We start from the raw sequence: 14,794 nt of genomic DNA, 5'->3' as shown, positions 1-14,794 counted from the left end.
TGGGAGCCGGGCTTGCCCGCGACGGCATCACCTCGCTATTCCTGAAAAACCGGGTCGCCCGCATCGCAGGCAAGCCAGCTCCCACATTGACCGAGCTCACTTGCGACTCACGTGGGTTGCGCTTCTTGCCACGTCGCCTCGCAGCATTCACGCATGGTCTCGCGCAGCCATTTATGGGCCGGGTCTTTGTCGAAACGCGGATGCCAGGCCTGGGTCAACACCAGGGTCGGCAGGGAGATTGGCAGGGTGAATGCGCGCAACGGCAGCTTCAGGCGATTGGCGCTGTAGAGCGCTTCCTTGGGCACCGGCAGGATCAGGTCGGAGTCCGGCAGCATGAACATCGCGCCGTGAAACCCCGGGGCGATCATGGCGACTCGACGTTCCAGGCCCTGGGCGTTGAGCGCCGTGTCGATCGGCCCACGGGCGATGCCGCGTCGGGAGATGCTGATGTGGGAGTAGCTGGCGAACCGTTCGGCGGTGATCTCTCCATCGAACAACGGATGGCCTTCCCGCGCCAGCCCGACGAAGGTGGTGGTGAACAGGTTCTGCACCTTCACTTCCGGGGTGATCGGCATAGTGTTGCCCACCCGCAGGTCGAGCCGGCCTTCACGCAGGGCTTCATCATCGGTGTCGCCTTCGGGCACGAAGCGCAGCTCGCACAGCGGTGCCATGCGCTCCATGGTGTCGAACAGCCGACCGCCATACACCCCGACAAAAAAGTCATTGGCCCGCACGCTGAATCGGCGGCGCAACGTGCGCAAGTCCACTTCGTCCGCCGAGCGGAACAGCAGCGCCGCCTGTTCCACCACATTACGCACCTGGCCCTGCAACTCCAGGGCCTTGGGCGTCGGCACCAGGCCGCGACCGGCGCGCACCAGGATCGGATCACCCACTGCCTCGCGGATTCGCGTGAGGGTGCGGCTCATGGCGGCCGGGCTCAGGTTCATCCGCCGTGCGGCACCCACCACACTGCCCTCGTCGAGCAAGGCGTCGAGGGCGACCAGCAGGTTCATGTCCGGTAATTGCATGCCAAGCACTCGTGATGGATTGGGAGTGAACTTGGCGCAATCGTAGCAGGCTTCTCTGTAGGAGCGAGCTTGCTCGCGAAGAACGTTAACGATAACGCGGGCATCCTGATGGGGCGCGTTGCCTGGGCATTTTTCGCGAGCAAGCTCGCTCCTACAGGGAGCAGCAGGTGATTAACGTTGCATGCCCCAGCGCTTTACGGTGACGCGCTCCAAAGTGTCGAACACCAGGTTTTCCACCAGCAGACCGATCAGGATTACCACCGCTAACCCGGCAAATACTTTGTCGGTGTAGAGCTCGTTGCGGTTCTGGAAGATGTACCAGCCCAGCCCGCCCTTGCCGCTGGTGGCGCCGAATACCAGCTCGGCCGCAATCAGCGTGCGCCAGGCAAACGCCCAGCCGATTTTCAGCCCGGCGAGGATCGACGGCAGCGCCGCCGGGATCAGGATGAACAGCACAAAACGCATGCCCTTGAGGCCGTAATTGCGACCGGCCATGCGCAGGGTTTCCGAGACACCGAGAAATCCTGAATAGGTGTTGAGCGCCAGCGCCCACAGCACTGAATGCACCAGCACGAAGATCAGGCTGTTCTGCCCCAGGCCAAACCACAACAGCGCCAGCGGCAGCAGGGCAATCGCCGGCAACGGGTTGAACATCGAGGTCAGGGTGCTCAGCAAGTCGCGACCCAATTGGGTGGACACCGCCAGGGTGGTCAGGGCGAACGCCAGCACAATGCCGATCAGGTAACCCTTGATCAGCACCACCAGCGAGATGCTGACCTTGCTCAACAGCTCGCCACTGGCCATGCCGTCGTAGAACGCGCTCAGGGTCTGCAGGAAGCTTGGCAGCAGCAGGTCATTGTTCTGGTAACGCGCGGCCGCTTCCCAGAGGATCGCGAGCACGATCAGGATCAGGCTTTTACGCAGCCAGCCTTGTTGCCACAAGCGCTGACGCCACGGTAACTCGCGCTCTACGCGAACACCGGGCAAAGGTTCGAGAGTGATTTCATATTCCTGGCGCATGGTGGAAACCCTTCAATAAGCGATGCGGATATCGGCGAAACCCAGCTCGGTTTCCGCCTCGGGCGCTTCATCAAACAACAGCCGATGAATGCGCCGCGCCGAAGCCTGGAACGCCACACCGCCAAGGCTGTGCAGGTCGTATTGATGGCTGTGGATTTCCGCCCGCACCCGCCCGGGATGCGGCGACAGCAACAGGATGCGGTTGCCCACCACCAGCGCTTCTTCGATGGAGTGGGTGACGAACAACAACGTGAAGCGCACCTCTTCCCAGAGCAGCAGCAACTCTTCCTGCATCTTGCGTCGGGTCAGCGCATCGAGGGCGGCGAAGGGTTCGTCCATCAGCAGGATTTTCGGCTGCATGGCCAACGCCCGGGCGATGGCCACACGGGCCTTCATGCCGCCGGACAGGGTGTGCGGATAGGCATCGGCAAAGGCCGTAAGGCCGACTTTTTCCAGGTAGTACAGCGCCCGTTCTTCGGCCTCGCGACGCTTGAGGGTCTTGGAGGCGAGCAGCGGAAACATGACGTTCTGCTTGACGGTTTTCCACGGCGGCAGTTGGTCGAATTCCTGGAACACCACAATGCGGTCCGGCCCCGGTTGCTCGACTTTTTGCCCGAGCAAACGGATCTCGCCTTCGCAGGGTTTGATAAAGCCGGCGATGGATTTCAGCAATGTCGATTTGCCGCAGCCCGAAGGCCCCAGCAGTACAAAGCGGTCCGCCGGGTCGATCTCGAAACTGACCTGGTGGGTGGCTCGCACCACTCGTTCGGGCGTGCGGTATTCAAGGCTGACGTGGTCCACCGACAGCAACGCTTCGGTGGTTTTCGGGTTGCTGGCCGTGTGGCCTTGCAAGGGTGCGTTCATGTCAGCTCCCTTGCAGCGGTTTGGCGTCCTGGAAGAAGTAATCCTTCCACGATTCGGGTTTGTTTTTGATCGCGCCAACGCGGTAGAGGAATTCCGCCAGCGGGTAAGTATTTTTCGGTGTGACGCTGAATTCGAACTGCGGGTTTTCGATGATTTTCAGCAGGTCGGCGCGGTCGATCTTGGCTTTGGTGACACGGATGTAGGTATCGGCGGCGGCGCCTTTGTCGTTCTGGGCGAACTGGGCCGCTTCGGTCAGCGCCTCGACGAACGCCTTGTAGGTTTTCGGGTTGTCGTTGCGGAATTTCTCGGTGGCAAACAACACCGTCGGCGAGTTCGGGCCGAGGATGTCGTAGGAGTTGAGCACCACGTGCACGTTCGGGTTGGTCAGGGCCTGTTCCTGGAACGGCGGGTTGGAGAAATGCCCGGTCAGTTCGGTGCCACCGGCGATCAGCGCAGCCGTGGCATCCGGGTGCGGGACAGCCACGGTGTACTTGTCGAGGCGGTTGAATTCCTTGTCGCCCCACTGCTTGGCCGCGGCGTATTGCAGGAAGCGCGACTGTACGGAGACGCCCACTGCGGGTACGGCAATGCGGTCTTTTTCGGTGAAGTCGGCAATGGTTTTGACCTTGGGATTGTTGCTCACCAGGTAGTAAGGGAAGTTGCCCAGAGAGGCGACGGCTTTCACGTTCTGCTTGCCGTGGGTGCGGTCCCAGATGGTCAACAGCGGGCCGACACCAGCCCCGGCGATGTCGATGGAACCGGAGAGCAACGCATCGTTGACGGCGGCGCCGCCGGACAGCTGGGTCCAGTCGACCTTGATGTCGATGCCTTCCTGCTTGCCGTACTTCTCGATCAGGCTCTGATCGCGCACCACGTTGAGCAACAGGTAGACGATGCCGAACTGCTCGGCGATGCGAATCTCGCCTTCGGCCTGGGCGGCGGCAGGTGCAACAAGGCTGCCGGCCAGCAGGCTGACGCCCAGGCCGACCGTGGCAGCCAGGCGCGCCAATGGGATTTTCTTGGACATGGTCATGCTCCGGATCAGAAAGGCGCGTCGCCCTGGATGGTGGTGCGGAACAGCTTGCGCCGCAGGTGGCTTGGGCAGCCGGCCGCCAGATGGATCAGCGAGCGGTTGTCCCAGAACACCAGGTCGTGGGGCTGCCACTGATGGCGATAAATGTTTTCGGGCAGCACGCTGTGGGCGTAGAGCTGAGCCAGCAGGTCACGGCTTTCATCGTCCGGCAGGCCGACGATACGGGTGGTGAAGCCCTCGCTGACGAACAACGCCTTGCGGCCGTTTTCCGGGTGGGTGCGTACGATCGGGTGCACCACTTCCGCCACCTGAGCGAGCTGCTCAGGGGTGAGGGTCGGGCGCCAGTTGCCTTCGAATTTGGTTTCGCTGTAGCGCGCCGTGTAGGAGTGCGCGGCGCTGCGACCTTCGACAGCCTTGCGCAGGCGCTCGGGCAGTTGGTCCCAGGCTTTGTGCATGTCGGCGAACAAGGTGTCGCCGCCTTCGGACGGCAGCTCCTGGGCATGGAGCATCGAGCCGAGGCTCGGCAGCTCTTTGTAGGAGAGATCCGAGTGCCAGAACTTGCCGGCGTCTCCCAGGCCGATGGATTGGCCGTTTTCGAGGATGTTGGAGACGATCAGGATTTCCGGGTGGTTGGCCAGCAGGAATTGTTTGAGCACGTGGATTTGCAGCACACCGAAGCGGCGGCTGAAGGCGATCTGTTGTTCGGGGGTGATGCGTTGGTCGCGGAAGACCACGACGTGATAGTCCAGGTGCGCGCGATGAATGCGCGTGAAGTCCTGGTCGCTGACCGGGCGGGTCAGGTCCAGGCCAATGATCTCGGCGCCGACGCTGCCGGGAAATGGACGGATCTCAAAGGTTTGTGCAGTGTCGTTCGCTGTTGGAACAGTAGAGGTGGCAGACATGAGTTCACTCCCGGACGGTCAGGAGAGTGACTTTATAGTCATAAGAACGGCATTTTAAATACCGTTAACGAATATCGATATGGCTTTTGTACAGGCCATGGCGCTTGGGTGTTTTGGAGGGCCTCATCGCGGGCAAGCCCGGCTCCCACAGGGGACGGCCGGGCGTGCAGTCGGGATCAGCGCTCGTGCAACGCCTCTGCCCGCGCCCTAAGGATCGGCTTGAGCAGGTAGCTGAGGATGCTTTTCTGGCCGGTGATGATGTCCACCGAAGCCACCATGCCGGGGATGATGATCAGCGGCTTCTCATCGGTGCCCAAGTGGCTGCGGTCGGTGCGCAGGGTGATCATGTAGTAGGTGGTTTTCTTGTCTTCGTCGGTGATGGTGTCGGCACCGATGCGCTCGAGCTTGGCCTTGAGGCCGCCGTAGATGGTGTAGTCATAGGCGGTGAACTTGACCACCGCCTCTTGTCCCGGGTGCAGGAAGGCGATGTCTTGCGGACGTATCTTGGCTTCCACCAGCAGGGTGTCATTCAGCGGCACGATTTCCACCATGTCACTGCCTGGCTGGATCACGCCGCCTACGGTGTTCACCAGCAGCTGCTTGACGATGCCGCGTACCGGCGAGGTCACCAGGGTGCGGCTTACCCGATCTTCCAGGGCCTTGCCGGTAGACGCGGCCTTGTTCAGTTCTGTGCGGGCTTCGTTGAGTTGAGTCAGGGCTTCACTGCGGAATTTGCCGCGGGTTTCGTCGATCTTGCGCTGCACTTCCTTGATCGCCGATTCGGCACGGGGAATCGCCAGGGTGGTTGCATCAAGTTGCCCACGGGTTTCCATTTCCGCACGCTTGAGCCGCAGCACTTCAACCGGAGAAACCGCGCCCTGGGCCACCAATGGCTCGGACATGTTGATTTCCTGGCGCTGCAACGACAGCTGGTTGCGGTATTGGCCTTGCTTGGAGGAGAACTCGCGCAGTTCCTGTTGACGCTGTACCAGTTGCTCCTGCAACCCGCCGACTTCGTCCTTGAGCTGCTGACGGCGACTGTCGTACAACGAGCGCTCACTGGCGGCCTGGCTTGGCGCGGCCTTGAGCACGTCGTCCGGGATGTTCAGCGGGCGGTCATCCACCTGCGCGCTCAAGCGTTCGACCCGCAGCAACATCGAGAGCCGCAGGGCTTCGGTTTCGCCGGCGTTGGACACAAAACGCGTGTCGTCCAGACGAATCAACGGTGCCCCGGCTTCGACGATCTGGCCTTCCTTGACGTACAGCTCTGCGACGATGCCGCCTTCAAGGTTTTGGATCTTCTGCAACTTGGAGGACGGAATCGCCTTGCCGTCACCGCGCGTCACTTCGTCGATGCTGGAAAAATACGCCCAGCACACCAGGAACAGGAAAAACGCGATGATCGCCCAGATGGTCAAGCGGATGACCCGCGGCGCATCTTCGATCAGTGCTTTGTTGACCTCGGGCAGCGGCTGGTCTTGCAGGGAGTCGGAGCCTTTGAAGTAGCGGCCAATCGAGTTTTTGACGGACTTAAGCGACACTGATCTGCCCCTTCTTCAACGCTTCCATGACCACGGCTTTCGGGCCATCCGCGAGGATCTGACCCCGATCGACCACCAACAGGCGGTCCACCAGGGACAGCAGCGAGGCGCGGTGCGTGACCAGCACCACCGTCTTGTTTTGCACCACAGCTAGCAGGCGTTGTTTCAAGCGTTCTTCACCGGTGTTGTCCATGGCGCTGGTCGGTTCGTCGAGCAGCAAGATAGGCGGGTTGAGCAGTAAGGCACGGGCCAGCGCGACGTTCTGCCGCTGGCCGCCGGACAGGTTCTGCCCGCGCTCGCCGACTTGCAGCTCGTAGCCTTGGGGGTGCAGGCGGGCAAACTCGTGGACGCCGGCCAATTCCGCAGCTTGCAGGACCATTTCGTCTTCGACATAGCGCGCACCCGATACCAGGTTGTCGCGCAGGGTGCCGGCCAGCAGTTGGATGTCCTGAGGTACGTAGCCGATGTTATGGCGCAGCTCGCTGACGTCGATCTGGCGAACGTCCACGCCGTCCACCAGCAAGGCGCCGGAGTCAGGCTGGTAGAGGCCGACAATCAATTTGGCGAGTGAGCTTTTACCCGAACCACTGCGCCCGATAATGCCGATTTTTTCCCCGGGCTTGATCACCAGGTTGAGATTTTTCAGCGCGGCGTTTTGCTGGTCCGGGTAGGTGAAGTTCAGGCCCCGGCATTCGATCGCACCTTGCAGCGTGCGGCGGCTCATCGGACGCTCTTCGAAGTTGCGCTCTTGGGGCAACTCCATCATCTGGTCTACCGATTTCATGGTGACTTTGGCTTGCTGGTAGCGGGTCAGCAGGCCGGACAGCGAAGCCAGCGGGCTCAAGGCACGGCCACTGAGCATGTAGCAGGCAATCAGGCCGCCCATGCTCAGGTTGCCGTCGATGATCTGGTAAACACCGAAGCAAATCATCACGACGCCCGCCAATTGCTGAATCAGCAGCGTCATGTTCATCGACAGGCCCGACAGCAACTTCACCCGCAGCTCCAGGCGACTGAGGGTGCCAATCGTCTGTTCCCATTGGTATTGGCGTTCGCTTTCGGCGTTATTGACCTTGACCGCATCCAGCCCGGCGAGGGTTTCGATCAGGCTCGATTGGCGCTCGGCGGCCAGGGCCATGGTTCGCTCCATGGTCGCCACCAGGGGCTTTTGCAAGGCATAACCGATGCCTAGGGCCAGCGGGAACGCCAGCACGGGAATCCACACCAGGTGCCCGCCGAGGATAGCGATCACCAGGAAAATCAGCAGGGTGAACGGCAGGTCGATCAGGCTGGTGAGGGTCAGTGACGCGAGGAAATCCCGCAGGCTCTGAAACTCGTGGATGTTTTGGGCAAAGCTGCCCACCCGCGCCGGGCGGTATTTCATGGACATCCCGACAATGCGCTCGAACAGCGTCGCCGAGATGATCAGGTCGGTTTTTTTCCCGGCCAGGTCCAGGCACAAACTGCGCAGGCTTTTGAGGATCAGGTCGAACAGGTAGGCGCCAGCAATACCGATAGCCAGCACCCACAAGGTGGCCGTGGCCTGGTTCGGCACCACGCGGTCATAGACGTTCATCACGAACAACGGCGCAGCCATGGCGATGATGTTGATCAGGAAGCTGGCCGCGATGGCGTCGGTGTAAAGCCAGCGCGAGCGCTTCAAGGTGTCGCGGAACCAGGAGCGGGCACGGGGGATCAAGGTACCGTGGTTGACGTCGAACTTGTGCTGGGGTTGGGCGAAGAACACTTTGCCGGTGTAATCATCGGCCAACACGTCGCGCTTGATGATGACTTCACCGCCGTCGCTTTCGCTGAGCAGAATGCGGGCTTCGTCCTCGCCATGCCAACCGACCAGCACCGTGCTGCGACCGTCCTTGAGCAACAGCAAGGCCGGCAGGGCGATGGTCGGAATCTGCTCCAGCTTGCGTTGCAACAAACGCCCCTGTAGCCCCGCGCGTGCGGCGGCGCGAGGCAACAGCTCGGCGCTCAGGCGTTGCGCAGGCAACGGCAGCCCAGTGGTGAGCATCGCCGCGCTGGCAGGTTTCTGATGCAATGCGCAAAGCGCAAGCAACCCGTCAAGTAACGGGTCGTCGTGCAGCGTGCGTGGATCATGACTGAGATGAACTCGACTGACTTCTGATTCCACGCGGGGCACTCTCGACTAACAGATGGGGCTTGAGGGGGGACTCAATTCATCCCGGGCAGTTGGACTTTAGGCTTCACGTCGTTTTGCACGACGGAGGCCATTGGCGCGACCACTCCCTGGCTTTTGAGCAATTCGCCCATGGTCGCCTTGATTCGGTACTGAGTAAATAACTGAATATTTTTGATCTCTTCCAAACGGCGGGAAGCGGTGAACAGTTCGTTCTCGCTGTCGAGCAAATCGAGCAGGGTACGTTGGCCCAAACTGAATTGCTGCTGGTAAGAAGTGCGTACTCGGGTGCTGTGATCGACGTATTGCTGGGCGATCGGCACTTGGGCGTTGGCGTTGTTCAGGGCATTCCAGGCCAGGCCCAGCTCTTCGTTCAACTGGCGCAAGGCGTTATTGCGGATATCCAGGGCCTGGTTGGACAGGGCCGATTTGGATTCCAGGTCAGCTTTGTTGCTGCCACCGGAGTAAAGGTTGAAGCGCATGCGCAACATGGCTTCCCAGCCATTGCTGTGGGACGGGTCACCGCTGACGTTGTTGTCGGCATTGGTGCCGAGTTCAGCATCAAAACGCGGGTAAAACGTCGATTTGGCGGCTTGGTACTGCTGTTCGGTTGCAACGATGTCGGATTCAGCCGAGCGCAGGATCGGGCTGTTGTCGAGCATCTGGCGACGCGCTTCGTTCAGATCGGCTGGCAGCATTGCCATGAACGGTGCCGGGCGCTCCAACTGGTCAGGCATCTGGCCCACGGCACTCAGATAGTTAGTCTGGGAGTCGGCCAGGTTGGTCTGCTCGGTGATCAGGTTGTTACGGGCTTGAGCCAGACGGGCTTCAGCCTGGTCCAGGTCAGCACCGTTACCGACGCCGCGCTGGGTGCGCAATTTGATCTGGTCGTAGATGCGCTCGTGGTTGCGCAGGTTCTCTTCAGCCAGGCGTACGAATTCACGACGGGTCAGCACGTCCAGGTAGACCTGGGCAACGGTCAGGCCGGTGCGCTCGGAGGTGCCAAGCAACGAATAAGCACGGGAGTTAACGGTGGCTTGTTGACGCCCTACTTCGCTGGAAGTGGCAAAACCGTCAAAAATCATTTGCTGCAGGCGCAGGCTCGATTCGCCGCGATTGAGCGTGTCCCATTGGTTGTTGCCGCGGCCATTGGTGGCACGAGTGGTGGAGTTGTCCACACCTTCGCGACCGTAGCCGCCGGCCAAATCCACCTTCGGCAGGTAGCCACCTTGGGCGGCTCGCAATTGGTAGTCGGCGGCGATACGGCTATTTACGCCGGCCTGAACTTCAGGATGCACATCGAGCGCTTGCTGCATGGCCTGTGGCAATGTTTGGGCGTGTACAAAACTCGCGGCGAGGACGAACGGCAGTGCCTTAAACAGGTGCAAACGCATTTCAAAAATTCCCCAGGACTTCTTGTCTCAAATCACAGCAGATCGAGTCGCTGTGTCGGAAAATGGCAACCGTAATGACCGTACGTCGGAAAGTTCAAAAGCGGAACTGGTTCACACATGTAGGACGGTTCGCCGCATAAATATCAATGTGACATTAGTGGGGCGATTGTTTAGGATGGCGGCCATAAGGTCAATAGTTTGGCATAAAGTTAATTCCGAAAAATTATAGCCAAATTATTGACGAATCACCTGTCAAAAGTCCAAGCACCTCCAAACTGACGCTAACCAGTGCTCAGGTCTATGGAAGTTACCCGAACGGATCGCCGGAGAAATCTTCAATGAGCAGTGTTGTTGCCATCGTCAAAAGCATTGTTGGCCAAGTTTTCGTCATTTCTCCAGAAGGAGTCAGACGTGTACTTGTCGAAGGCGACCGACTGTTCGCAGGGGATCAGGTAGACACCGGCCTCTCGGGCGCCGTTAGCCTGGAACTGGCCGACGGCCGCACACTGGACCTGGGCCGTGAAACCCAGTGGAGCGCCGACACGCCGGACTCCAGCCTCGACCTGGCCCAAGCCACTGCCCAGGCCGCGCCGTCGGTTGCCGAGCTGCAGCAAGCCATCGCTGCCGGCGCCGACCCGACCACCGACCTGGAAGCTACCGCAGCAGGGCCGACCGCGGCCGGCACGGGCGCAGCGGGTGGCGGCCATAGTTTCGTGGTGCTGGATGCAACGGCGGCCAGCGTCGCGCCGACCATTGGTTTCCCAACAGCCGGCCTGGGTGTGACCACCTCGGCCCTGACCCAGAATACTGGCGGACAGGCGAGCGACGCGGGCGGCCTGGTGCTGCAAGCATCCACCCTGACCCTGGGCGCGACCCCGACCATCACCGAAGCTGGCGGCGTGCTGACCTACACCGCCACTGTGACGCAGGCGCCCACCAGCGACCTGAGCATCACCCTGTCCAATGGCGCGGTGATCACCATCCCGGCCGGCCAATTGACGGGCACCGTGAATGTGCCCCTGGCCCCCAACGACACCCCGTACATCGATGCAAGCCAGATCAGCGTCACCGTCACCGGCACCACCGGTGGCAACAACCTGGTGCTGACCACCGACCCCGCGCCGGCGGTGACCCAAATCACCGACACCGTCGACACCACCACTGTCACGCTGACAGCCGGTAATACCGTGACCGAAGGCGGTCAGATTACTTACACCGCTACCCTGACCAACCCAGCGCAGACGCCAGTGACTGTCACCTTGAGCAATGGCTCGGTGATTACCATCGAAGCTGGGAAGTCCACCGGGACGGTTGTGGTCGATACGCCAGCCAATGATGTTTACAACAATGGCTCGACCATCAGCACCACGATTACCGGGGCTACCGGCGGTAACTTCGAGAACCTGGTGCCGGCGACTACGCCAGCGGTTACCACCATTACCGATTCGATCGATACCACTACGGTCACGCTGACGGCCGGTAATACCGTGACCGAAGGCGGTCAGATTACTTATACCGCTACCCTGACCAACCCCGCGCAGACGCCAGTGACTGTCACCTTGAGCAATGGCTCGGTGATTACCATTGAAGCCGGGAAGTCCACGGGGACCGTTGTCGTTGATACGCCAGCCAATGATGTTTACAACAACGGCTCGACCATCAGCACCACGATTACCGGGACTACCGGCGGTAACTTCGAGAACCTGGTGCCGGCAACTACGCCAGCCGTTACCACCATTACCGATTCGATCGATACCACTACGGTCACGCTGACGGCCGGTAATACCGTGACCGAAGGCGGTCAGATCACTTACACCGCTACCCTGACCAACCCCGCGCAGACGCCAGTGACTGTCACCTTGAGCAATGGCTCGGTGATCACCATTGAAGCCGGAAAGTCCACGGGGACGGTTGTCGTCGATACGCCAGCCAATGATGTTTACAACAACGGCTCGACCATCAGCACCACGATTACCGGGACTACCGGCGGTAACTTCGAGAACCTGGTGCCGGCGACTACGCCAGCGGTTACCACCATTACCGATTCGATCGACAACACCACCGTCTCCCTGACGGCGGGCGAAAGCGTGACCGAAGGCGGTCAGATTACTTACACCGCTACCCTGACTAACCCAGCGCAGACACCGGTGACCGTCACTTTGAGCAATGGCTCGGTGATTACCATTGAAGCCGGGAAGTCCACCGGGACGGTTGTCGTCGATACGCCAGCCAATGATGTTTACAACAATGGTTCGACGGTTAGCACCACCATTACCGCGGCTACTGGCGGTAATTTTGAGAACCTGGTGCCGAGCACTACGCCAGCGGTGACAACGATCACCGACTCGGTTGATACCACGACGGTGACGTTGTCGACTAACGACACTGCGATCACTGAAGGCGGTCAGATCACCTACACCGCCACGCTTTCGAATGAAGCGCATGCTCCGGTCACCGTGACCCTGTCCAACGGCCAGGTCATCACCATCGACGCGGGCAAAACCACGGGCACCGTGGTTTTCCAAACGCCAGTCAACGACGTCTACAACAACGGTTCCACCGTTAGCACCACCATTACGACGGCCACTGGTGGCAACTTCGAGAAGTTGGTCCCGGACAACACCAATCCGCCGACTACCGTCATTTCGGATTCGATCGACACTACGACGGTGACGTTGTCGACTAACGACACTGCGATTACCGAAGGCGGTCAGATCACTTACACCGCAACTTTGAGCGACGAAGCTCATGCTCCAGTGACGGTGACTCTGTCCAACGGACAGGTGATCACTATCGACGCGGGTAAAACCACGGGCACCGTGGTCTTCCAGACACCGGTCAACGATGTTTACAACAACGGCTCGACCGTTAGCACAACCATCACCACCGCTACTGGCGGTAACTTCGAGAAGCTGGTTCCGGACAATACAAATCCGCCGACCACCACGATTACCGACTCGATCGACACCACCACCGTGACCTTGTCGACTAACGACACTGCGATCACTGAAGGTGGCCAGATCACTTACACCGCAACGCTTTCTAATGAAGCGCATGCACCGGTGACCGTGACCCTGTCCAACGGCCAGGTGATCACCATCGATACCGGTAAAACCACCGGCACTGTGGTATTCCAAACGCCAGTCAATGACGTTTACAACAACGGTTCGACCGTTAGCACCACGATCACCACTGCCACTGGCGGCAACTTCGAGAAGTTGGTCCCGGATAACACAAATCCGCCGACGACCATCATTTCGGATTCGATCGATACCACCACCGTGACACTGTCGACCACTGACACCGCCATTACCGAAGGCGGTCAGATCACCTACACCGCAACCTTGAGCAACGAAGCTCAAGCGCCGGTGACCGTGACCCTGTCTAACGGCCAAGTTATTACCATTGATGCTGGTAAAACCACGGGTACCGTGGTTTTCCAAACACCGGTCAACGACGTCTACAACAACGGTTCGACCGTTAGTACCACGATCACCACCGCCACTGGCGGCAACTTCGAGAAGCTGGTCCCGGATAACACTAATCCGCCGACCACCGTCATTTCGGATTCGATCGACACCACCACCGTAACGCTGTCGACCACTGACACCGCAATCACTGAAGGCGGCCAGATCACCTACACCGCCACGCTTTCGAATGAAGCGCATGCGCCGGTCACCGTGACCCTGTCGAACGGCCAGGTCATCACCATCGACGCGGGCAAAACCACGGGCACCGTGGTTTTCCAGACTCCGGTCAATGACGTCTACAACAACGGTTCGACCGTTAGCACAACCATTACCACCGCTACTGGCGGCAACTTTGAGAAGTTGGTCCCGGATAACACCAATCCGCCGACCACCACGATTACCGACTCGATCGACACCACCACGGTAACGCTGTCGACCACCGATACCGCGATCACTGAAGGCGGTCAGATCACCTACACCGCGACCTTGAGCAACGAAGCTCACGCGCCGGTGACCGTGACCCTGTCTAACGGCCAGGTGATCACCATTGATGCGGGCAAAACCACGGGCACCGTGGTTTTCCAAACGCCGGTCAATGACGTTTACAACAACGGTTCCACCGTTAGCACCACGATTACAGCGGCTACTGGCGGTAACTTTGAGAAGTTGGTCCCGGATAACACCAATCCGCCGACCACCACGATTAGCGACTCGATCGACACCACGACCGTAACGCTGTCGACTAACGACACTGCGATCACTGAAGGCGGTCAGATCACCTATACCGCGACCTTGAGCAACGAAGCGCATGCGCCGGTGACTGTGACTCTGTCCAACGGCCAGGTGATCACCATTGATGCGGGTAAAACCACCGGCACTGTGGTTTTCCAGACTCCGGTCAACGACGTCTACAACAACGGTTCGACCGTTAGTACCACGATCACCACCGCCACTGGCGGCAACTTCGAGAAGCTGGTTCCGGATAACACTAATCCGCCGACCACCGTCATTTCGGATTCGATCGACACCACCACGGTGACGCTGTCGACCACCGATACTGCCATTACCGAAGGCGGCCAGATCACCTACACCGCGACCTTGAGCAACGAAGCTCATGCTCCAGTGACCGTGACTCTGTCCAACGGCCAGGTCATCACCATTGATGCGGGCAAAACCACGGGGACTGTGGTTTTCCAGACCCCGGTTAATGATGTCTACAACAACGGTTCCACCGTTAGCACCACGATCAGCACCGCTACTGGCGGTAATTTCGAGAAGCTGGTCCCGGACAACACCAATCCGCCGACCACAATCATTTCGGATTCGATCGATACCACCACCGTAACGCTGTCGACCACCAACACCGCAATCACCGAAGGCGGTCAGATCA

9 protein-coding genes are annotated in these 14,794 nt (G+C 59.8%); 1 reads left to right on the top strand and 8 read right to left on the bottom strand.

What is annotated here, in order from left to right:
• Positions 1-107: 107 nt before the first annotated feature.
• From HBJ59_RS29705 to HBJ59_RS29670, 8 genes are all read right to left on the bottom strand, one after another.
• A complete protein-coding gene (locus tag HBJ59_RS29705; protein ID WP_017478026.1) occupies positions 108-1,028 on the bottom strand; it encodes a LysR family transcriptional regulator in 921 nt (306 codons plus the stop codon).
• A 171-nt stretch (positions 1,029-1,199) separates the two neighbouring features.
• Positions 1,200-2,048 carry an ABC transporter permease gene (locus HBJ59_RS29700; protein WP_003218225.1) on the bottom strand — a complete coding sequence of 283 codons (849 nt, stop codon included), beginning with the start codon at positions 2,046-2,048 and terminating at the stop codon, positions 1,200-1,202.
• A 12-nt stretch (positions 2,049-2,060) separates the two neighbouring features.
• Entirely contained in the window at positions 2,061-2,912 is an 852-nt protein-coding gene (locus HBJ59_RS29695; protein WP_076015595.1) for an ABC transporter ATP-binding protein, read from the bottom strand.
• A 1-nt stretch (position 2,913) separates the two neighbouring features.
• Complete coding sequence (locus tag HBJ59_RS29690) at positions 2,914-3,939, bottom strand: ABC transporter substrate-binding protein (protein WP_167665622.1); 1,026 nt, start codon at positions 3,937-3,939, stop codon at positions 2,914-2,916.
• Between the two features lie 14 nt (positions 3,940-3,953).
• Positions 3,954-4,847 (bottom strand): TauD/TfdA family dioxygenase, encoded by an 894-nt coding sequence (locus HBJ59_RS29685; RefSeq protein ID WP_167665621.1) that lies wholly within the window; start codon positions 4,845-4,847, stop codon positions 3,954-3,956.
• A gap of 176 nt (positions 4,848-5,023) precedes the next feature.
• On the bottom strand, positions 5,024-6,388 hold the full coding sequence (locus tag HBJ59_RS29680) for an HlyD family type I secretion periplasmic adaptor subunit (RefSeq protein WP_167665620.1): 1,365 nt from the start codon (positions 6,386-6,388) through the stop codon (positions 5,024-5,026).
• Positions 6,378-8,534, bottom strand: coding sequence for a type I secretion system permease/ATPase (locus HBJ59_RS29675; protein ID WP_167665619.1), 2,157 nt, complete (start codon positions 8,532-8,534; stop codon positions 6,378-6,380). The genes HBJ59_RS29680 and HBJ59_RS29675 overlap by 11 nt, the downstream gene beginning before the upstream one ends.
• Positions 8,535-8,575: 41 nt before the next feature.
• The gene (locus HBJ59_RS29670) at positions 8,576-9,934 is read right to left on the bottom strand and encodes a TolC family outer membrane protein (RefSeq protein WP_076015599.1); all 1,359 of its coding nucleotides are present in this window, start codon (positions 9,932-9,934) and stop codon (positions 8,576-8,578) included.
• Positions 9,935-10,272: 338 nt separating this feature from the next.
• Between HBJ59_RS29670 and HBJ59_RS29665 the strand changes: the two genes are divergently transcribed.
• A partial coding sequence (locus HBJ59_RS29665; RefSeq protein ID WP_167665618.1) for a retention module-containing protein occupies positions 10,273-14,794 on the top strand: 4,522 nt, incomplete at its 3' end.

Origin of the sequence: Pseudomonas sp. AN3A02 (genome assembly GCF_011765255.1) — a bacterium.
Classification (GTDB): domain Bacteria; phylum Pseudomonadota; class Gammaproteobacteria; order Pseudomonadales; family Pseudomonadaceae; genus Aquipseudomonas.
The sequence above is the reverse complement of the archived record's forward strand: the minus strand, read 5'-3'. Positions and strand labels throughout refer to the sequence as shown.